The organism is Amycolatopsis australiensis (genome assembly GCF_900119165.1).
In the GTDB taxonomy this organism is placed as follows: Bacteria; Actinomycetota; Actinomycetes; order Mycobacteriales; family Pseudonocardiaceae; genus Amycolatopsis; species Amycolatopsis australiensis.
The window spans coordinates 7,425,901-7,444,952 of sequence record NZ_FPJG01000006.1 but is presented as its reverse complement, the minus strand read 5'-3'; the positions used below and the strand labels follow the sequence as shown (position 1 = coordinate 7,444,952).

Below are 19,052 nucleotides of genomic sequence, written 5' to 3'. Positions count from 1 at the left end.
CTCAGATCGCGGGTTCGAGGGCGGGAGCGGGGCGCAGCCGCAGCCAGCAGAGCCAGCCGATCACCAGTGCGCCGCCGACGAACTCTAGCGGGAACAGGAGCATCCAGGGGGAGCCCGAAGCGGTGACGTCGTAGATCTCCGCGCGGGGCCAGCCGATGTTCACGATCATCGCGACGCCGTAGGCGACGGCCGCCCCGTTCACCGGGACACCCCAGCGGCCGAGCGAGAACAGCCCGGATTCGGCGGGGAAGCGCCCCCGCAGCCGGTTCACCAGCAGCGGCCCGGTCACCAGCAGGTAGGCGAGGTAGACGACGACCACCGACGTGCCGGTGATCGTGCTGAACAGCGTCGGGTTGCCGACGTTGAGCAGCAGCAGCCCGATCGCCAGCCCGCCCGACACGAGCGCGGGCGCCACCGGCGTTCCGGTGCGCGGGTTGACCCCGGCGAGGCGCGCGGACGCGGGGAGCGCGCCGTCGCGGGCCATCGCGTAGATCAGCCGGACGGTGCCGGTCTGGATGGTGAGGGTGCAGACGACGACGGCGACGGCCACGTCGGCGAGGAAGACCCGGCCGAGGGGGTCGCCGAAGACGGCGGTGATCACGTACGGCAGGCCGTGCCCGGCGAGCTGCCCGTCGGTCAGGCTCGGTGCGGCCATCAGCGCGGTGACGACCACGGCCAGCCCGCCGATCCCGGACACGAGCACGGCCCGCAGCACCGCGCGCGGCGCGGCCCGGCGCGCGTTCTTCGTCTCCTCCGCGACCGACGCGGCGGTGTCGAAGCCGTAGAGGACGTACGCGGCCATGAGGGCGGAAGCGAGCACACCGCCGATCCCGGCGCTGGTGCCGGGCGCGTCGTGCAGGACGACCTGCGGGCCGCGGACGGCGAACAGGCCGAGCCCGCTGACGAGGACGACGACACCGAGCAGCTCCGCGGCGACACCGACGTCGTTGATCCGCGCCATCAGCCGGACCCCGCCGGCGTTGACGGCGGTGGTGAACACGAGCAGCAGCGCGCCGAGCAGGACGGCGTTGGCCGCGCCGGTCGCCGACGTCACCGCCGGATCGCCGCCGACGAGCTGGAAGCCGTCCCACACCGACGGCAGCACGATCTGCAGCGCGATCGCCGCGGCGGCGAGCGCGACGACGCAGCCGAGCAGCATCATCCACCCGGCGAGCCAGCCGAAGAAGCCCCGGCTGAGCTGTTTCGCCCACTGGTAAACGGATCCCGCGAGCGGATAGCGCGCGGCGAGTTCGGCGAAGACGAGGGCGACGAGCAGCTGGCCGGCCAGGACGACCGGCCACGTCCAGAAGAAGAGCGGGCCGCCGAAGCCGTAGCCGAAACCGAAGAGCTGGAAGACGGTGGTGAGGATCGAGACGAAGGAGAAGCCGGCGGCGAAGGCGGAAAACCCGCCCAGCGACCGGCGAAGTTCCTGGCGGTAACCGAAGGTGGTGAGCTCGTCGGGTGCGGGCATGCGGACTCCTGACCTGGTTTCGATCGCACGACAGAAATTAGGTCCGGCGCGCGACGCGGTGATCTCCGTCTTGTTAGCGCCCGGTTAATGAGCGGGCGGACGGCGCGTCAACGGCGACATGTGGGTGTAACGGCACCTCCGCGCGGGTGCGGGGAGGCCGGAGGTGGCAAGATCACGGCCGTGGGCAAAGGGGCGGGAGTCGGCAGGCCGAGGGCGAGCGGAGCGGCGGCGAACCGCCCGGACGCGCGCCAGGCGGTGCTGGACGCGGCGGGCGAGCTGTTCACGGGAGCGGGCTACGCGGCGACGACGACCCGGGCGATAGCCGAGCGCGCGGGCTTGCGCCAGGCGTCGCTGTACTACCACTTCCCGGCGAAGGAGGACATCCTCGCGGCACTGCTGGCGGAGACGGTCCGCCCGTCGCTGGCCCTGGCGGCCCGCCTGGTCGCCGGATCGGCCCCGGTCGAGGTCCGGTTGTGGGCGCTGGCGTACGCGGACATCGGCCTGCTGGGCGGAGCGCGCCACAACCTGGGTGCGCTGTACTTGCTGCCGGAGGTGGGATCGCCGAACCTGGCCCGCTTCCGAGCCGAACGCGCGGATCTGAAGGCGGCGTACGGAAAACTGGTGGCGGCGGCGGGAATCGCACCGGAAGCGGTGGCCACGCGAACGGATCTGGTGTTCGGCTTGGTGGAGAGCATCGCGGTGACCCGCCGGGACAACCCGTCACTCGACGTGGAGGCCCACATCCGCGAAGGAGCGGACGGGGTGGTCCGGCTGGTGGGCCTGGCGGAGCCGACGGAGGAACTCCGCGCCGCGGCGCACACACTGCTGGCGACCCTGCCGGACTAGCGCCCCAAGGCGGCCTTGGTTGCGTGGGACGCACCGAAGGCCGCCTTGGGGCGCTGGGAAGCCGGGTCAGGAAGCCGTCGTCTGCAGGGCTTTGCTCAGCGCCGCCGCCGTCAGTTCCACCTGCCAGGGCCGGGCGCCGCTCGCCCTGAGGACCTCCGCCACCGCGTCCTCGTCCGTCTCCGCCGGGGGACGCCAGCACGTCCGGCGCACCAGGTCCGGCAGCAGCAGGTTCTCCACCGGCAGCCGGCGGTCCTCCGCGATCGCCGTCAACGCCGCGCGGGCCGCCGACAGGCGGGCCGCCGCGTCCGGGTCCTTGTCCGCCCAGCGGTTCACCGGGGGCGGCCCGTCCGTCGGCTGGGACGGCGACGGCAGCTCGGACGCGGGAAGCGCACGCGCCGCCTGCAGGTGCCGCAGCCAGCTCGCCGTGTACTTGCGCTGGACCCGGCCGCTGAACACCGGGAGCGCCTGCAGCTCCTCGACCGTCTTCGGGTCCGCCGTCACCGCGTTGATGATCGCGCTGTCGGGGAGGATGCGGCTCGGTGCGCGGTCGCGTTTGCGGGCCAGCTCGTCGCGGGCCTGCCACAGCTCGCGCACCATGGCCAGCCCGCGCGGGTTGCGGATCTTGTGCACCCCCGAGGTCCGGCGCCACGGCTCGGCCCGCGGTGCGGGCGGCGGGGCCGTCCGGACGAACTCGAACTCCTGCCGCGCCCACTCCAGCTTGCCCTGGGCGCCCAGTTCCGCCTCCAGCTTTTCGCGCAGCTGGATGAGCAGCTCGACGTCGAGGGCCGCGTAGTTGAGCCAGTCCACCGGCAGCGGCCGCTTCGACCAGTCGGCCGCGCTGTGCCCCTTCTCCAGCGTGTAGCCCAGCAGCAGTTCGACGAGCGTTCCCAGCGCCACGCGCTCGTAGCCCGCCAGCCGTCCGGCCAGCTCCGTGTCGAACAGCGCCGCCGGGTGCAGGCCGAGCTCGGCGAGGCAGGGGAGGTCCTGGGAGGCCGCGTGCAGCACCCATTCCAGGTCGTTGAGGACGTCGCGCAGCGGCTGGAGGTCGCCGTCCAGGGCGATCGGGTCGATCAGCACCGTGCCGGAACCTTCACGGCGCAGCTGCACGAGGTAGGCCTTGGGCCAGTAGCGGTAGCCGGACGCCCGTTCGGTGTCGACGGCCACGGCGCCGGTGCCGTCGGCGAGCCGCGCGCACGCTTCGGCCAGCTCCGACGGCTCGGTGATCACCGGGGGCGTGCCCTCGGCGGGTTCGCGTAGCAGCACAGGGCCGCCCGTGGACTCGATCTCCATCCCGGTGTCCTCGGCCTCTGCACTTCCCATGAATGACGACCCTACGGGACGGGCATACCGCGCCTGGTCTGCCCGCCCCGCAGGGCTGTTCGCTTGCGTCAGCGGATCACGCCGGCCCGCATGGCCAGCGCCACCATCTGAGCCCGGTCGCCCGTGCCGAGCTTGCGCCCGATCCGGGACAGGTGGGACTTGACGGTGAGAGCGGAGAGTGAAAGCTCCTCGCCGATCTCCTTGTTGGACTGCCCGTCGGCGACCAGCTGGAGCACCTCCACCTCACGAGCGGACAGCTCGCGCGGGGTGTTGTCGGTGCCCGCGACGCGGGTCCCGGTGGCGAGCACCGGAGCCACGCTCGGGTCGGCGTAGACGCCGCCTTCGAGCACGCGCCGCACGCCGTCGGTCACGACGACCGGCGACGCGGACTTCAGCAGGTACGCCTGGGCCCCGGCCTGGAAGGCCGAGCGGACCGCGTACGGGTCGTCCGAGGATGCGAGGACCACCACGCGCGGCCAGCCGTGGGAACGGAGTTCCGTGACCAGCTCGATGCCGCTGCCGTCCGGCAGTCCGAGATCGAGGATCGCCAGGTCACAAGGCCCGGTGGCCTGTGCTCGCGCCCTCGCCTCGGCCACCGTGGCGGCTTCGTGGACGGTGCCCGCACCCATCTGTGCGAGTCTTGCTGCGATTGCCTCCCTCAACAGCGGGTGGTCATCGACCACCAACACGGAAAAAAGCTCTTCCCGCGGGTGCGGAACCATGCTCGCCGGCAAGGCGCCGGCTGGCGTGGATCGGACGGCCTGCGATAAGCCGACGGTAGCCACGTCACTACCTCCCTGGAGTCGGTCGTGCCCCCCGACCGGCACCGGGACCTTCGGCCGTTCAGCCGCGCCAGCTTTAGACCGAAAGTGGTGTCGTCGAAGGCACTGTAGCCGCCCGGAGGCCGTTGCGGGGGGATCGAATGGGTATCTATCTCAAACGAACAGTCACTCAGTGGGTTCGTAGTAACACGATCGGGCTAGTACACGGCCGGTTGTTAACGGACAGCCCAGCGAACACGATGCAAAGAAGTTGCCGGCGGCCAAATGGCCGTGCAGATGAGGCGTGCAGCTTCCGGTGCGCCTAGTGACGGGGGTCCGGATGGCGGCCCCGGCCGCCGGAATGCGGCCCCGGCCGGGGCGTGATCAACTGCGCGCCCCGGGGTCCGGATCGCGTCGCGGACCCCGGGGCGGTGACTGTCCGTATCGCTCGCGAGCGCCCTCCGGGCCCTTCGCGGCCAGTTGATCTTGTTGCAGTGCGTGACTGTCCCGTGTCACGAACGGGGGCTCGTGCCGGACGTGAAACGGCCTCAGGAACGCCGGAAGTGGTCCGCCGGGGTCCGCCGTTGTCCGGACCATTTCGGACCCGCTGCGGCGCGCTCAGCGGCCGCCCGGGTGGTTCCGGGGGATTTGGACGGCGTTCAGCGGACGTGAAATTTGCTCACATCCGGACAAGGGGCCCGCCGGGACGGCCGTGAGCAGGCCTCCGTTGCCCGCTGATCGCCCGGTCGGCGGCGGGCTCAGGAGCTCTGGCGCTGCCCGAAGAGCGTCACGCCGACCGGCGGCAGGCCCACGACGCTCGCCATCACCTGGCAGAACGCCTGCCCGTGCGGCAGCAGCCCCGAGTCCGTCGGCGTCCACGACGCCCGCAGCTCGAGGTCGTCGGTGCGCGCCGGGCCGGAAATGTCGCCGAAGCGCGCCGACGACGTCTCGGTCACCGTGCCGCCCAGCGCCTTCCAGCTCGCGCCCGACGCCTCCAGCGCGTCGGTCAGCCACGACCAGCCGACCGCCGGCAGGAACGGGTCGGTCGCCAGCTCGCGGTCCAGCTCCGCGCGCACGTACATGACGAGACGCAGGACACCGTCCCAGCCGTCCTGGCCGTCCGGGTCGTGCAGGAGCACCAGCCGCCCGGACGCCAGCACGTCGGCCGGCCCGGAAACCTCGCAGCTGACCGCGTACGACCACGGCGCGAGCCGCTGGGGCGGGCGCATCGGCTCCAGCAGCACCTCCCGGCGGGGCCGGACGGACTGCAGCGCCGCGACTGCTTCGCGGAAGAGCTCGGGCACTGGCGTCATCGCGGTCACGCACCGACTTTAGGGCGGCCACGCCCCGTTGCGGGCGCAGGCGCGCCGAGAGAACGGGCCGTGCGGGCTCGTGGCACGATTGACGGCGATGTCTCCGACCACGCCCCTGCCGCAGCAGTCCGCCCCGTCCGGCCGCCGCGAGCTGCCCGAAGCCCCGTTCCTGGCCGCCGCGCGCGGCGAACGCCCGGCGCGCACGCCCGTCTGGTTCATGCGCCAGGCGGGCCGCTCGCTGCCCGAGTACCGCGCGCTGCGCGAGGGCGTGCCGATGCTGGACTCCTGCTTCGACCCCGAGATGCTCGCCGAGATCACGCTGCAGCCGGTCCGGCGCCACGGCGTCGACGCGGCGATCCTGTACAGCGACATCGTCGTGCCGCTCAAGGCCGCGGGCGTCGACCTCGACATCGTCCCCGGCACCGGGCCGGTGGTGGCCGAGCCGGTGCGCGACCTCGCCGCGGTGCGGGCGCTGCCGGAGCTGGCCGCCGAGCAGGTCTCGCCGATCGCGGACGGCGTCAAGCTGCTGGTCGAGCGGCTCGGCGAGACACCGCTGATCGGCTTCGCCGGCGCGCCGTTCACGCTGGCCAGCTACCTCATCGAGGGCGGTCCGAGCCGCAACCTGGAGCACACCAAGGCGCTGATGCACTCGGCGCCGGAGGTCTGGCACGAGCTGGCCGGGCGGCTGGCCGACATCGCCGTGACCTTCCTGCGCGCCCAGCTCGACGCGGGCGTCGACGCGATCCAGCTGTTCGACTCCTGGGCGGGTGCGCTGTCCGAGCGCGACTACCGCCGGTTCGTCCTGCCGCACTCGGCGAAGGTCCTCGAGGGCGTCGCCGCGTACGGCGTGCCGCGCATCCACTTCGGGGTCGGCACCGGCGAGCTGCTGGCCGCGATGCGGGACGCGGGCGCGGACGTCGTCGGTGTCGACTGGCGCATCCCGCTGGACGAAGCGGTCCGGCGCCTCGGCGGCAAGGCGGTCGTGCAGGGCAACCTCGATCCCGCCCTGCTCCACGCGTCCTGGCCGGTGCTCGAAGCCGAGGTCCGCCGGATCGTCGAGGAGGGCAAGGCGGCCGACGGCCACATCTTCAACCTCGGCCACGGCGTGCTGCCGGGCGTCGACCCCGACGTGCTGACCCGCGTCGCCGGGCTGGTGCACGAGCTGTGACGCGGGTCGCGGTCGTCGGGGGCGGTGTCTCCGGGCTGACGGCGGCCTACCGGCTGCGGCGGCTGCTCGGCCCGGACGCCGAGATCGTCGTGTTCGAGAAGACGAAGACGCCGGGCGGCAAGCTGCGCACCGCGGAACTGGCCGGCGTGCCCTACGACGTCGGCGCCGAGGCGTTCCTCGTCCGCCGTCCCGAGATGCTCGCGCTGGTCCGCGAGCTGGGCCTGGACGTCGTCCACCCGACGAAGGCGCGCGCGAAGATCCACGCCGGCGGCACGGTCACCGGCCTGCCGCCGGGCACGGTGATGGGCGTTCCGGCGTCGGCGGAGTCGGTGGCCGGGGTGCTGTCGGAGGCGGGACGGCGGGCCGTCGAGGCCGAGCCGGCGCTGCCGCCGCTGCGCCTGCCGGGCGGTGACCTGCCGCTGGGCCCGCTGCTGCGCGAGCGGTTCGGCGACGAGCTGGTCGACCGGCTCGTCGACCCGCTGCTCGGCGGCGTCTACGCGGGCGGAGCGGACGGCCTCGGCCTGCGCGCGACCATGCCGGGCCTGGCGTCGGCCCTGGCCGCGGGCGCGGGTTCGCTGACCGCGGCGGCCGCGGCGCAGCTGCCCGCGAACCCGTCGGACGCGCCGGTGTTCGGCACCGTCCCCGGCGGGCTGGGCACGGTGATCGACCGGCTGACCGAGCTGTCCGGCGCGGAGCTGCGCACCGGGCTGCCGGTCTGCGAGCTCGCCCGGCACGGCACCGGCTGGCGGCTGCGCGTGGGCGCGGCGGCGGCCCTGAACGAGCCGCTGGGCAACACGACCGACGCCGACGCGGTGGTGCTCGCCGTGCCCGCCCCCTCGGCCCGCCGGCTGCTGGCGGACCTGGTGCCGGCGGCTTCGGCGGCGTTCGGCGAAGTCGAGCTGGCGTCGATGGCCGTCGTGGCGCTGGCGCTCCCGCCGGGCACACCGCTGCCCGACGCGTCCGGGATCCTGATCGGCCAGGGCGAACGGGATGCTTCCGGCAAGCCGTACGCCGCGAAGGCGTTCACATTCTCTTCGCGGAAGTGGGCCCACCTCGGCACGGGACCGGTTCTGGTCCGCGGTTCGGTGGGACGCTTCGGCGAGCTGGGCGCCCTGCAGGCCGACGACGTCGAGCTGGTCCGCGTGGTCCGCGACGACCTCGCGCGGCTGACGGGCGTGACCGCCACGCCGATCGAGACACTGGTGACGCGGTGGGGTGGCGGCCTGCCGCAGTACGGCAGCGGGCACCTGGAGCGCGTGGAACGGATCGAGAAGGCGGTCGCGCAAGTACCGGGCCTGGCGATCGCCGGCGCGACGCTCCACGGCGTCGGCCTGCCGGCGTGTGTGGCGACGGCCGAAGCCGCTGCGCAGCGCGTCGCCGCGTACCTCGCTTCGTGAGTGCTCTCACCCGGCCCCGTGGCAGCGTTCCGGGGGCCGCGGTGACAGGATGGAGCCATGGCGCGGGTCAACTACAACGAGCTCAACGACACCATCCGCTACACCACCTGGTCGGTCTTCCGGATCGAGCCCGGCAGGCTGGGTGAGGACCGCGGGACCGCCGGCCGCGAGACGACCGAGTACCTCGACGGCCTCGAGGCCAAGGGGGTCGTGGTCCGGGGTGTCTACGACGTCTCCGCGCTGCGCGCCGACGCCGACTTCATGATCTGGTGGCACGCCGAGGAGATCGAGCAGGTCCAGGCCGCCTACTCCGGCTTCCGCCGGACGCCGCTGGGCCGCGCGTCGACGCCGGTCTGGAGCCAGACCGCGCTGCACCGGCCCGCCGAGTTCAACAAGAGCCACGTCCCGGCGTTCCTCGCCGGGGAAGAGGCGCGCAAGTACGTCTGCGTCTACCCGTTCGTGCGGTCGTACGAGTGGTACCTGCTGCCGGACGCCGAGCGCCGCAAGATGCTCGCCGACCACGGCAAGGAGGCCCGCGACTACCCGGACGTGCGCGCCAACACGGTCGCGTCGTTCGCGCTGGGCGACTACGAGTGGATCCTCGCCTTCGAGGCCGACGAGCTGCACCGGATCGTCGACCTGATGCGGCACCTGCGCGCCACCGAGGCCCGCCGGCACGTGCGCGAGGAGATCCCGTTCTACACGGGCACGCGCGTGCCGCCCGCCGAGCTCGTCGCGGCGCTCCCGTAGTGCGCGAGGTGGTGGAGGGCGTCTGGCACGCTCTCACGGGGTCCGCGCCGGGGCCCTTCGAGCTGACCGGCGCCGAGGACGTGCTGCCCGGGCCGTACCGGGTGGCGGCGGCCGCCACGGCGTCCGTGGCCGCGGCCACCCTGGCGGCCGGGGAAATGCTGAAGGTGCGCGGGATCGAGCCCGGCGTCGTCACGGCGGACACCCGTCACGCGGCGGCGGCGTTCCACAGCGAAGCGCTGTCGCGCGTGGACGGCACCGGCGCGGAGTCGGTGTGGGCCCCGCTGTCGGGCAACTACCGCGCGGCCGACGGCTGGGTGCGCCTGCACTGCAACTACCCGCGTCACGAAGCGGCCGTGTGCTGGGGACTCGGCGTGCCCGGCACCCGGGAGGCGGTCGCGAAGGCCGTCGCCGGGCGGAGCGCGCGCGAGGTCGAGCACGCCGTCGTCACCGCCGGGGGAGCGGCCGCCGAGCTGAGGTCCCCCGAGGACTGGGCCGAGCACCCGCAGGGCCGGGCCGTGGCTTCGCTGCCGCTGGTGGACCTGGCTCCGGTCGGCGACGCGCCGAAGCGGACGTTGTTCTACTCGGACCGGCCGCTGGGCGGGATCCGGGTGCTGGAGCTGACGCACGTGCTGGCCGGTCCGGTGGCGGGCCGGGTGCTGGCCGCGCACGGCGCCGACGTGCTGCACATCGGCGCGGCGCACCTGCCGCGGATCGAGGCACTGGTGCGCGACACGGGCCAGGGCAAGCGGTCGGCGTTCGTGGCACTGGACACCGAAGGCGGCCGCGCGCGGCTGAAGAAGCTGATCAGCCGGGCGGACGTGCTGCTGCAGTCGTTCCGCCCGGGCGCGCTGGCCCGCATCGGCTTCGGGACGGCGGAGCTGGCCGAGCTGCGGCCGGGCCTGGTGATCGCGGACCTGAGCGCGTACGGCTGGGAAGGCCCGTGGGCGCGCCGGCGCGGGTTCGACAGCCTGGTGCAGATGTCGGACGGGATCGCGTGGAGCCCCGACGGGCCGTCCCCGCTCCCGGTGCAGGCACTCGACCACGGGACCGGCTGGCTGGCGGCGGCCGCGATCATGACGGCACTGCACCGCCAGGTGACCGACGGCGGCACGTGGCGGGTCCGGCTCTCCCTGGCGGGCACGGGCCGGTGGCTGGACGCACTGGGCCGCAAGGACCCGGCCGGATCGGACGTCGGCTACGGCGACCTGCTCGAAGAGACGGACAGCGGCTACGGCCGGTTGACGCGGGTCCGGATGCCGGGCGGGCTGCCCGGAGCGCAGCCGCACTGGGACTTCGGGACGCGGCTGCCGGGAGTCGACAAACCGACCTGGACGCCCTGAGCGGTCAGCGGCGCCGGAAGCGGGAAACCAGGCCCCGCTTGGGTTTCGGCAGGTGACCGCCGGCGATCAGCCACGTCACGAACTCGTCCGCGTACGCTCCCGACCGTTCGGTGTCCCGCTTCGGCCGGCCCGCGGTGAACTCCGCGAACAGCGGCCCGAACCGCTCGCCCAGCGCCTCCGCCAGCTCGGGCCGCTGGTGAGCCAGCACCCGGCCGTGCTTGCGCCGCAGCACGTTCGCCTCCACCCGCAGCCGGGCGGCGTCGAAGCCCGCCGGGGCCGGGCCGTCCGCCAGCAACGCGTGCAACAGCTCGGCCTGGCGGCGGGCCAGCTTCTCGCGGCTCACGTCGTCACCGCCGCGCGCAGGGCCGCCAGCTCCGCCGCCAGCTCGTCGTCGGTCGGATAGTCGTCGTCGCGTTCCAGCAGCACTCCCGGCGGGTCCGTGCGGCGGCGGAGTTCGGTCAGCAGGTCGAGGACCTCCGGCAGCACCGGGTGCGCGTGCGTGTCGTGGTAGACGCCGTCGCGCTCGACGCCGCCCGCCATGTGCACGTACGCCAGCCGCTCCCAGGGGATGCCGTCGAGGAACGCCACCGGGTCCGTGCCGATGTTGCGGGCGTTCGCGTACAGGTTCGCGACGTCGACGATGAGAAGGCAGCCGGTCCGCTCGGTCAGCTCGGTGAGGAACTGCTCCTCGGACAGCTCGGCGTCCGGCCAGTCCAGCACCGCGGCGATGTTCTCCAGCGCGAACGGCACGTCCACAATGGACTGTGCCAGCCGGACGTTCGCCACCAGCACGTCGAGCGCTTCGCGCGTGCGCGGCAGCGGCATCAGGTGGCCGGAGTCGAGCCCGCCCGCGCGGACGAAGCACACGTGGTCGCTCACCAGCGGCGCGTCCAGCGCCCGCGCGACCTCGGCGAGGTGCTGGACGCGTCCGGTGTCCAGCGGTTCCGCCCCGCCGAGCGACAGCGAGACGGCGTGCGGCAGCACCGGCAGCCCGCGCCGCCGCAACGCCAGCAGCGTCTCCGGCAGGTGGTCGGCGTGCAGGTTCTCCGCGACGACCTCCACCCAGTCGACGCCCGGCAGCCGCGCGATGGACAGGTCCAGCTCGTGCCGCCAGCCGATCCCGATGCCGAGCTCACCCACCGCAACCCCCGCCGCCGCACGAAGAACCACACGAAGAGCCGCTGCTGCACGACGAGCTGGAACACGACGACCCGCTGCTGGACGAGCCACCGCCGCCGCCGAAGGAGGTGACCGGCGGGGCCAGCGCCGCGCTCAGCTCCTCGTCCGGGTACATCGCCCAGCCGCCCAGCGCGACGGCGGCCGCGGCGCCGCCCAGCAGGACGCCGCCCGCCGGCATCCCGGCCGGCACCGGGCCGTTCGCCGCGGACCGCGCCTGGCCGAGCAGGCGATGCCCCGCGGCCGACGGCTGCCGGGACTCCGCCTTCGTCCGCCGGACCGCGGCCACGACCGTCAGCACGCCCGCGACCAGGACCAGGAACACCAGGATTCCGACCGGGCGGCCCAGGTGGACGCCGTTGACCAGCCGCACCACGCCGAGCACCAGCACGGCCAGCTGCAGGACCAGGCCGACGGTCCGGGCCTGCCGCTTCGCGGCCGGCGACGCCAGCAGGCCGCGCTGGTCGAGGCCGTCTTCCAGGGCCCGCATCGCCGCCGAATCGCGGGTGTACGCCCGGATCGTCGCGGTCGTCGCCGACTTCGCCAGGTCGAACACCGCGCGCTCGAGCGGTTCGGCCGGCCGCGTCCCGGCCCGGCTGATCTGCTTCGAGCTGCCGACGCGCAGCTGCCCGCGCTCCACCAGCGCCGCGATCGCCGCGTCGGCCGCCCGGTCGGGGCCGCCGGCGAGGAACGCCAGCTCGTAGACGGTCGGCGGCGACCCGGCCTGGACGGCGTCCGCCCGCAGCGCGCGGCGGTTCGCGACGCCGGACACGACGACCCGTACCAGCAGCACGCCGACGAGCAGTCCGATGTAGAGGACCACGAAATCCGGTCCGGAGATGCCCCACGGGTCGTCCATCGCCCGTCTCCCCTCAGTGAGTTGCGGTTACCGTAGCGGTCAGACGCAGGCGGTCGCGTCGGCGTTTCAACCGCCGCAGCCCCCGCCGCCACCGCCGCAGGAACTTCCGCCGCCGCCGCAGGAGCTGCCACCGCCGCCGCAGGAGCTGCCGCCGTAGTAGCCGACGGCCGCGCCGCCCCCGGCGCCGGCGAATCGGGCGCGGCGGCTGTACGTCCGCGCCGCCGAGTGCTCCGCGGCCCGGGTGACGGCCGCCCGGACGTCCTGGTCGGGGTGGCCGGCCAGGCCCGCCGCCGCGACGGCCCCGGCCGGGCCGGTCACGAGCGTCCCGGACCGGCGTGCCGCCTCGGCGGCGGCCCGGCCGGCGAAGGTGGCTTTGACCGCGGGCCGGTTCCGCGCCTTGACGGTGACGAAGACCGCGACGGCCGTGCCCAGCGCGAGCAGGCCCAGCAGGATGCCCACCGGGTGCCCGGTGCTCGCCCCGGCCACCAGCCGGACCACGCCGAGGGCGACCACGACCCAGTACGCCACGGCGGTCGCCACCCAGGTCGACCGCAGTTTCCGCGGATCGGCGAGCAGGCCGCGGCCGATCAGCGCGGTCTCGAGGCCGGCCGCGGCCTCGTGCTCCGCGACGGCGTCGCACACCCGCTCGATCGAGGAGCCGTGCTTGCCGATCCGGGTCAGCACCTCGCGGCCCACGGTGTCGGGCGCGCTGCCCTTGACCCGGCTCAGCCGCCCGTCGCCGGCGAGGCGGATCACCTGCCGTTCGAGCAGGCCGGCCACGGCGAACTCGGCGAAGCGCCGCCGGCCGCCGGTCAGCAGCGCCAGCTCTTCGGGCCGGTCCGGGCCGCCGCCCGCGCGGCCGCGCAGCAGCAGCCCGGCGCGCGCCAGGGCGACCAGCGCCGGCAGGAGCAGCAAGCCGCCGTAGAGGCCCGCGAACACCGGTCCGGGAATCCCCCAGGTGTCGGTCATGAGTCCGCCCTCCCTCGTCCGTGTGCGGAGACTACGTTCGAGGAAGGGCGGCGGGTTGCTCCCTTAAGGGAGATTTAGGACTCGGGGACCAGTTTCAGCGAGATCGAGTTGATGCAGTACCGCTGGTCGGTCGGGGTCGGGTAGCCCTCGCCCTCGAAGACGTGCCCGAGGTGGCTGTGGCAGGAGGCGCAGAGCACCTCGATCCGCTTCATGCCCATGGAACGGTCTTCGCGCAGCAGGACGGCGTCGGAGTCCGCCGGGTCGTAGAACGACGGCCAGCCGCAGTGGCTGTCGAACTTCGTGTCACTGCGGAACAGCTCGGCACCGCACGCGCGGCACTCGTAGACGCCGGTGGCCTTCGTGTCGGTGTACTCGCCGGTGAACGGCCGTTCGGTCCCCGCCTGGCGGAGCACGGCGTACTCGTCGGGGCTGAGCTGCGCCCGCCACTCCTGCTCGGACTTCACGACGCGCGGGGTCGCGCCGACAACGGGTTTCATACCTTTCACCCGATCCACGTTACGCCGCGAGCCAGGCGAGGGCGTGCACCACGATGTCCCATGCGGCCACGATCACCCCGAGCACGATGAGCACCACGATCAGGGCGGAGACCCAGTAGCGCAGCCCGCCGAGGCGGTTGCTGGAGTCGGCGAAGTCGGCCACCCCGTCCAGGGCGGCTTCGATGGTGTAGTTGGGTCCGCAGCGCTCGATCCGGTCGAGGTGCTCGGCGAACGCGCGCGCCTCGGGGTCGTAGGGGTCCAGGCCGACCAGGTCCTCGTGGAAGCGAGGATGCTGGCCCGGCAGCGAGGCTCCGTCGTCGGCCATACCTCCACGGTAGGCCATCCGGGCTCGTCCGCCCACCAGGCGCGCGTTACGTCTCAGTTGCCCGCGCCGGCGCCGTCGATCCGGGTGTCGCTGTCGATGAGCATCTGGCCGCCGACCATGACGATCCGGTAGCCCCGCCGGGTGCCGTCCACGGTGAGGTTCATGGTGATCGAGCCGTCGGCGTTCGCGCCGCCGGAGTCGGCGTGGGCACTCATGTAGTTGCCCACCTTGTGGCTCGACCAGTACGCGGCGAACTCCTGCTCGCTGCCGTAGACCTGCTGGGCGGCGGGGGTCAGCTTGGACCAGCCCCCGGCCGGGTTGTCGAAGAAGCTGGTCAGGGCCTTGCCGGCGCCGCTGTAGTCGGAGATGCGCCCCTCCGGCGGGGTCTTCTCCAGCCCGGCGGGCACGGCGCTCTCGCTGCTGCGGCCGGTCGTCGGCGGGGTCTGCGTCGCCGTCGGCTGGTGACCGGGCGACTGGGCGGTCTGCGTGCCGCCGGAGTTGCCGCTGCCGGAGTTCAGCACCAGGAACACGATCACCGCGACCACCACGACCGCGGCGCCCGCTCCGGCGAACAGGGCGTACTTGCGCTTGTTGTCCGGTTTCGCGGTGTTCGACGAGTACTGCGGAGCCCTGGCCGTGGGCGCGGCCGCGGGCATCGGTCTCGGCGGGGTGTTCGGCGGCGCGGCCGGGGACCGCATCGGCATGAACGCCGCGGTCGGGCGCGGCGGGTTCGACGGCGCCTTGCCCGCGGCCACCGGCGTGCCGACCGGTGGCGACGCGGGTGCGGAGTCGGTGCGCTGCCACGGCGGGCGCTCGCCGCCGTCCGCGAGGGCGGCCGGCTTGCGGCCCGCTCCGCCGGCGAGCAGCGGCGGGGACGCCGTCGTGCCGCCGGGCTCGGTCCGGGCCAGCGCGGCCAGCCGTTCGCGGGCTTCGGCCATGGTCGGGCGTTCGGAGGGCTCGCTGCGCAGCAGGCTCATCAGCAGCGCGGTCGCCGCGCCGGCCTGCACCGGCGGGTTGATCTGGCCGTTCGCCGCCGCGTAGAGCAGCGCGAGCTGGTTGGTGGTGTTGCCGTAGGGCGTGGTGCCCTCGATCGCCTGGTAGAGGGTCGCGCCGAGGGCGAAGACGTCGGAGCTGGGCACCGGGTCGGCGCCGCGCGCCAGCTCCGGGGCCAGGTAGGCGGGGGTGCCGCCGATCAGGCCGGTCGCGGTGAGCGTCATGTCCCCGGCCGCGCGCGAGATGCCGAAGTCGGTGATCTTCGCGGTGCCGTTGCGGTCGATCAGGATGTTGCCGGGCTTGACGTCGCGGTGCACGATCCCGGCGCGGTGCGCGGCCACCAGCGCGGAGGCGACCTGCTCGCCGATCCGGGCGACGCGCCCGAGCGGGAGCGTGCCTTCCTCGGCGAGGATCGTGGAGAGGCTGGGCCCGTCGAGGTACTCCATCACCAGGCAGGGGTCGCCGTTGTGCTCGGCGATGTCGAACACGACGATCGCGTTCGGGTGCTGGAAGCGGGCCGCGTTCTTCGCCTCGCGCATCGCGCGCTGGCGCATGTTGTCGCGTTCGGTCTCGGAGACACCCGGCTGCGGGAGGATCTGCTTGATCGCCACGGTGCGTTCGAGGCGCACGTCGGTCGCGCGCCACACGACTCCCATGGCACCGCTACCAATGTGCTCGACGAGGCGGTAGTGCCCCGCGATCAGCTGACCGGTGTCGATGGCGACTGCTCCTGACGAAATTCCCGGTGATGGTGGCCCTGCTCAGCGCGTTTCCGCTTCGCGCACCCGATCGAGTGTAGCGGTCGGCCTCGCGGGAGTTCCGTCAGCCAGCCGGTCCGGCGGCCTGCGGTCCGGCCGGTGCCCGCTTCTTGAACACCTTGACCAGCCCGATCGCCCCGGCCAGCGCGAACACGCCGTAACAGGCGAGCAGCGCGGGCGGCGTGTCGCCGGTCAGGGCGTCGCCGAGGACGACCACGGCGACGGTGCCGGGCACGCTTCCGAGCAGCGTACCGGCCAGGTAGGGAGCCAGGCGGACCGAGGACACGCCGCAGACGTAGCTGAACGGCGCGAACGGCACCACGGGGATCAGCCGCAGCGAGGTCACGGCGAGGACGCCGCCGCCGGAGAGCCGGTCGTTGACCGTTTTCACGGCCGAGCGGTGCAGGTGCCGGGTGACGAGGTCGCGGCCGAGCAGCCGCGCCAGCCCGAACGACAGCCCGGCGGCGATGGTGGTGGCGACCAGGCCGATCGCGATCCCGGCCGCGGTGCCGACCAGCAGGCCGGCGGCCAGGTTGAACACGGTGCGCGGGACGGGCGCGACGGTGAGCAGCGAGTACGCGACGAGCAGCACGACGGGGGTGGCAGGCCCGGTGGCGTCGGCCCAGGAGCGCAGGTCGGCCGGAGCGGGAATCGGCACCAGCGCCGCGGCCGCCACGAAGAAGGCGAGCACGACGAGGGCGACGATCAGCTTGGCACGGCCGGACACCCGCACGACCCTACCGGCCACGGCGCGGCGCACGCGGTGCCGGGCGGGCCGGCCCTCGAGTCACGCAAGCGGAGTGTCCGGCCACACGACCGACCCGCCAGGCACGACCCCGCCCTGCCTGGCGCGAGCCGACTGCGCGGGGCACGCGAGCCGCGCCCCGGGAGGCGCAAGCCGTCCCTGCAGGTACGCGGATCGCCCCTTCGGGCGCGCGGGCCGACTGCCCGGGGAGGCGTGCGAGTCGGCCCTGGGAGGCGCAAGCCGTCCCTGCAGGTACGCGGGTGGCCCCATCGGACGCGGGCTGACTGCCCGGGGCCCTCGCCACTCCTGGGGGGGACCCGAGTCGACCCCTCAGGCGGGTAAGCCCACCCTTCAGCTACCCGCATCACCCCTTCGGGGGCGCGAGCCGACCGCCCGGGCGGGGAGCGCACCCCAAAGCGCCCCAAGGCCACATTCGGTGCGTCAGACGCACCGAAGGCCGCCTTGGGTGCGTCTGACGCACCGAAGGCCGCATTGGGGCGCGTTTCGGCGGCCCGGCGGGGGCGATCACCGCTAGCGTGGCCGCATGCCCAAGCACGGTGACCCGGTCGAATACGAGGTCGGCGGCCGCACGGTCCGCGTCTCCAGCCCGGACAAGGTGTACTTCCCGCAGCGTGGCATCACGAAGCGGCAGGTCGTCGAGCACTACATCACCGTCGGCGCGCCGCTGCTGCGCGCGATCGGGGAGCGGCCGACCACCCTCAAGCGCTACGTCGACGGCGTCGAGGGCGAGTGGTTCTACGCCAAGCGCGTGCCGAAGGGCGCGCCCGCCTGGGTGGAGACCGCCGAGATCACCTTTCCCTCCGGGCGCACGGCCGCCGAGGTGTGCCCGACCGAGCCCGCCGTGTTCGCGTGGGCCGCCAACCTCGGGACCTTCGACTTCCACCCGTGGCCCGTTCGCCGTCCCGACGTGGATCACCCGGACGAGTTGCGCATCGACGTCGACCCGCCCGACCGGGCCGGGTTCGCCGACGCCGTCGAAGTCGCCTTGGTCGTCCGGGAGGTGCTCGCGGACGCCGGGCTGACGGGGTACCCGAAGACGTCCGGCGGGCGCGGGGTGCACGTGCTGGTGCGGATCCGGCCGGACTGGGACTTCGTCCAGGTCAGGCACGCGGTGATCGCGCTCGGCCGCGAGGTCGGGCGCCGGATCCCGGACAAGGCGACGATCGCGTGGTGGAAGGAAGAACGCGGCGGCCGCGTGTTCCTCGACTACAACCAGGCCGCCCGCGACCGGACGGTGGCGTCGAGCTGGTCGGTCCGCGGCACCCCGCGCGCGACGGTGTCGACCCCGCTGACGTGGGACCTGCTGCCGGAGGTGGACGCGGACGACTTCGACGTGCTGACGATCCCGGCGTTCCTGGCCTCGCACGGCGACCTGCACGCGGGCATGGACGCGGAGGCGTTCGGCCTGGAGACGGCGCTGGAGTGGTACGAGCGCGACCTGCGCGACCAGGGGCTGGGCGACATGCCCTACCCGCCGGACTACCCGAAGATGCCGGGGAGCCCAAGCGGGTCCAGCCGAGCAAGGCCCGGCCGGACTGAGTCGGGGCCACGGCCTGCCGCAGCCGGGGGTCGCCGGGCTGGTGGCGGCGGCCACGGCCGCGTGGCGGCGGACTCTGCCGTCGGTGGCGATCCACGTCCCGCCGCGGACGGGCCCGGTGTCACTCCGCGGCACAGGAAATCGGATCCGATGTAACCGCGGCCACAAACGTGCCGGGCGCCACTTCCGCGCACCGGGGTCCGCGAAAATCCGCCCGTAAATCCCGTCGGGGAAAACGCGCAGTGATCATGTCACTGCCCGCTGTCGCCTTTCGGGTCACAAATGGCGTACGGCCGCCCTTGTGGTCTCGACCACCGCCACCGACGGCGTAACGTGCGGTCCCGAATCGGCGACTTCCCGGGGACATGTCCTGGGGCGAGTTCGAGGGAGGCCCTTCGTGGACGACCTGATCGCATTCCTCGCCGCGCGTGTCGGCGCGCGGCAGGCGTTGATCATGCAGGCCGTCAACAAGGCGAAGGCCGGCGAGCCGATGAACCGCGGTGAGACGAAGGTCGCGGTGGAGCTGAAGATCCGCGGGCTCAGCGATCTCGAGCTCGACGTCGTCAACCAGATGATCAACGAGATCGAGGCCACGCGGCGGATCCTGCTCGCCCACCGCACCACGGTGTCGGAGAAGGTGCCCGGTTTTCCGCTCTACGGCAGCGAATACTGGTGTGAGACCTGCCACGTGCCCGCCGACGAGGCCGGTTCCAACTGGTGCCTCACGCTGCGCCTGCTGGCCCTGCCCTACGCCGACCACCCGGACTACAGCGAGCGCTGGCGCCCCTGACGGGAATCCCGCCGCG

18 protein-coding genes and 1 pseudogene are annotated in these 19,052 nt (G+C 73.6%); 7 read left to right on the top strand and 12 right to left on the bottom strand.

Going from position 1 to position 19,052, the window contains the following annotated elements; translation table 11 throughout:
* Position 1: 1 nt before the first annotated feature.
* Entirely contained in the window at positions 2-1,471 is a 1,470-nt protein-coding gene (locus BT341_RS35530) for an amino acid permease (protein WP_072480379.1), read from the bottom strand.
* Between the two features lie 180 nt (positions 1,472-1,651).
* Between BT341_RS35530 and BT341_RS35525 the strand changes: the two genes are divergently transcribed.
* Entirely contained in the window at positions 1,652-2,317 is a 666-nt protein-coding gene (locus tag BT341_RS35525; protein ID WP_072480378.1) for a TetR/AcrR family transcriptional regulator, read from the top strand.
* A 66-nt stretch (positions 2,318-2,383) separates the two neighbouring features.
* Here BT341_RS35525 and BT341_RS35520 read toward each other — a convergent pair whose 3' ends face one another.
* The 3 genes from BT341_RS35520 to BT341_RS35510 form a co-directional block, all read right to left on the bottom strand.
* The gene (locus tag BT341_RS35520; RefSeq protein WP_072480377.1) at positions 2,384-3,607 is read right to left on the bottom strand and encodes a ribonuclease D; all 1,224 of its coding nucleotides are present in this window, start codon (positions 3,605-3,607) and stop codon (positions 2,384-2,386) included.
* Positions 3,608-3,705: 98 nt separating this feature from the next.
* Positions 3,706-4,422, bottom strand: coding sequence for a response regulator transcription factor (locus tag BT341_RS35515; protein ID WP_033291604.1), 717 nt, complete (start codon positions 4,420-4,422; stop codon positions 3,706-3,708).
* 734 nt (positions 4,423-5,156) lie between these two features.
* On the bottom strand, positions 5,157-5,720 hold the full coding sequence (locus BT341_RS35510) for a DUF3000 domain-containing protein (RefSeq protein ID WP_072480376.1): 564 nt from the start codon (positions 5,718-5,720) through the stop codon (positions 5,157-5,159).
* Positions 5,721-5,808: 88 nt separating this feature from the next.
* Here BT341_RS35510 and hemE point away from each other — a divergent pair, with 88 nt between their 5' ends.
* The 4 genes from hemE to BT341_RS35490 are packed head-to-tail and all read left to right on the top strand — an operon-like array spanning position 5,809 to position 10,366.
* Positions 5,809-6,879, top strand: a complete 1,071-nt coding sequence (hemE, locus tag BT341_RS35505) for a uroporphyrinogen decarboxylase (protein WP_072480375.1) — start codon at positions 5,809-5,811, stop codon at positions 6,877-6,879.
* Positions 6,876-8,276, top strand: coding sequence for a protoporphyrinogen oxidase (gene hemG, locus BT341_RS35500; protein WP_072480374.1), 1,401 nt, complete (start codon positions 6,876-6,878; stop codon positions 8,274-8,276). The genes hemE and hemG overlap by 4 nt, the downstream gene beginning before the upstream one ends.
* 57 nt (positions 8,277-8,333) lie before the next feature.
* Positions 8,334-9,026, top strand: a complete 693-nt coding sequence (gene hemQ / locus BT341_RS35495) for a hydrogen peroxide-dependent heme synthase (protein ID WP_072480373.1) — start codon at positions 8,334-8,336, stop codon at positions 9,024-9,026.
* Positions 9,026-10,366, top strand: a complete 1,341-nt coding sequence (locus BT341_RS35490) for a CoA transferase (protein WP_072480372.1) — start codon at positions 9,026-9,028, stop codon at positions 10,364-10,366. The genes hemQ and BT341_RS35490 overlap by 1 nt, the downstream gene beginning before the upstream one ends.
* A 4-nt stretch (positions 10,367-10,370) precedes the next feature.
* Here the strand turns inward: BT341_RS35490 and BT341_RS44905 are convergent, their stop codons facing one another.
* The 8 genes from BT341_RS44905 to BT341_RS35450 all read right to left on the bottom strand — a co-directional run bounded on the left by BT341_RS44905 (position 10,371) and on the right by BT341_RS35450 (position 16,670).
* The gene (locus tag BT341_RS44905; protein ID WP_072480371.1) at positions 10,371-10,709 is read right to left on the bottom strand and encodes an SCO6045 C-terminal-like domain-containing protein; all 339 of its coding nucleotides are present in this window, start codon (positions 10,707-10,709) and stop codon (positions 10,371-10,373) included.
* Positions 10,706-11,506 (bottom strand): MbnB/TglH/ChrH family RiPP precursor modification enzyme, encoded by an 801-nt coding sequence (locus BT341_RS35480; protein ID WP_072480370.1) that lies wholly within the window; start codon positions 11,504-11,506, stop codon positions 10,706-10,708. Before BT341_RS35480 ends, BT341_RS44905 begins: the two co-directional genes overlap by 4 nt.
* Complete coding sequence (locus BT341_RS35475; RefSeq protein WP_072480369.1) at positions 11,499-12,401, bottom strand: TIGR04222 domain-containing membrane protein; 903 nt, start codon at positions 12,399-12,401, stop codon at positions 11,499-11,501. Before BT341_RS35475 ends, BT341_RS35480 begins: the two co-directional genes overlap by 8 nt.
* Before the next feature lie 66 nt (positions 12,402-12,467).
* The gene (locus BT341_RS35470; RefSeq protein ID WP_072480368.1) at positions 12,468-13,370 is read right to left on the bottom strand and encodes a TIGR04222 domain-containing membrane protein; all 903 of its coding nucleotides are present in this window, start codon (positions 13,368-13,370) and stop codon (positions 12,468-12,470) included.
* 74 nt (positions 13,371-13,444) lie between these two features.
* Positions 13,445-13,867 (bottom strand): peptide-methionine (R)-S-oxide reductase MsrB, encoded by a 423-nt coding sequence (gene msrB, locus BT341_RS35465; RefSeq protein ID WP_072480367.1) that lies wholly within the window; start codon positions 13,865-13,867, stop codon positions 13,445-13,447.
* 19 nt (positions 13,868-13,886) lie between these two features.
* On the bottom strand, positions 13,887-14,192 hold the full coding sequence (locus tag BT341_RS35460) for a hypothetical protein (RefSeq protein WP_072480366.1): 306 nt from the start codon (positions 14,190-14,192) through the stop codon (positions 13,887-13,889).
* 53 nt (positions 14,193-14,245) lie between these two features.
* Entirely contained in the window at positions 14,246-15,841 is a 1,596-nt protein-coding gene (locus tag BT341_RS35455; protein ID WP_245805228.1) for a serine/threonine-protein kinase, read from the bottom strand.
* Positions 15,842-16,007: 166 nt separating this feature from the next.
* Positions 16,008-16,670 carry a TVP38/TMEM64 family protein gene (locus BT341_RS35450; RefSeq protein WP_072482363.1) on the bottom strand — a complete coding sequence of 221 codons (663 nt, stop codon included), beginning with the start codon at positions 16,668-16,670 and terminating at the stop codon, positions 16,008-16,010.
* A 562-nt stretch (positions 16,671-17,232) separates the two neighbouring features.
* Between BT341_RS35450 and BT341_RS35445 the strand changes: the two are divergent.
* Both BT341_RS35445 and BT341_RS35440 read left to right on the top strand, forming a co-directional pair.
* Positions 17,233-18,248, top strand: a pseudogene (locus BT341_RS35445) (DNA polymerase domain-containing protein).
* A gap of 395 nt (positions 18,249-18,643) precedes the next feature.
* The gene (locus tag BT341_RS35440) at positions 18,644-19,036 is read left to right on the top strand and encodes a DUF6221 family protein (RefSeq protein WP_072480364.1); all 393 of its coding nucleotides are present in this window, start codon (positions 18,644-18,646) and stop codon (positions 19,034-19,036) included.
* Positions 19,037-19,052 lie beyond the last annotated feature (16 nt).

What these genes read in the sequence shown, in the direction of transcription:
- BT341_RS35475 (WP_072480369.1), bottom strand. Translation starts at nt 12,401, where the DNA reads ATGGACGACCCGTGGGGCATCTCCGGACCGGATTTCGTGGTCCTCTAC.
- msrB (WP_072480367.1), bottom strand. Translation starts at nt 13,867, where the DNA reads ATGAAACCCGTTGTCGGCGCGACCCCGCGCGTCGTGAAGTCCGAGCAG.
- BT341_RS35455 (WP_245805228.1), bottom strand. Translation starts at nt 15,841, where the DNA reads ATGGGAGTCGTGTGGCGCGCGACCGACGTGCGCCTCGAACGCACCGTG.
- hemE (WP_072480375.1), top strand. Translation starts at nt 5,809, where the DNA reads ATGTCTCCGACCACGCCCCTGCCGCAGCAGTCCGCCCCGTCCGGCCGC.
- BT341_RS35520 (WP_072480377.1), bottom strand. Translation starts at nt 3,607, where the DNA reads ATGGAGATCGAGTCCACGGGCGGCCCTGTGCTGCTACGCGAACCCGCC.
- BT341_RS35470 (WP_072480368.1), bottom strand. Translation starts at nt 13,370, where the DNA reads ATGACCGACACCTGGGGGATTCCCGGACCGGTGTTCGCGGGCCTCTAC.
- BT341_RS35460 (WP_072480366.1), bottom strand. Translation starts at nt 14,192, where the DNA reads ATGGCCGACGACGGAGCCTCGCTGCCGGGCCAGCATCCTCGCTTCCAC.
- BT341_RS35530 (WP_072480379.1), bottom strand. Translation starts at nt 1,471, where the DNA reads ATGCCCGCACCCGACGAGCTCACCACCTTCGGTTACCGCCAGGAACTT.
- hemQ (WP_072480373.1), top strand. Translation starts at nt 8,334, where the DNA reads ATGGCGCGGGTCAACTACAACGAGCTCAACGACACCATCCGCTACACC.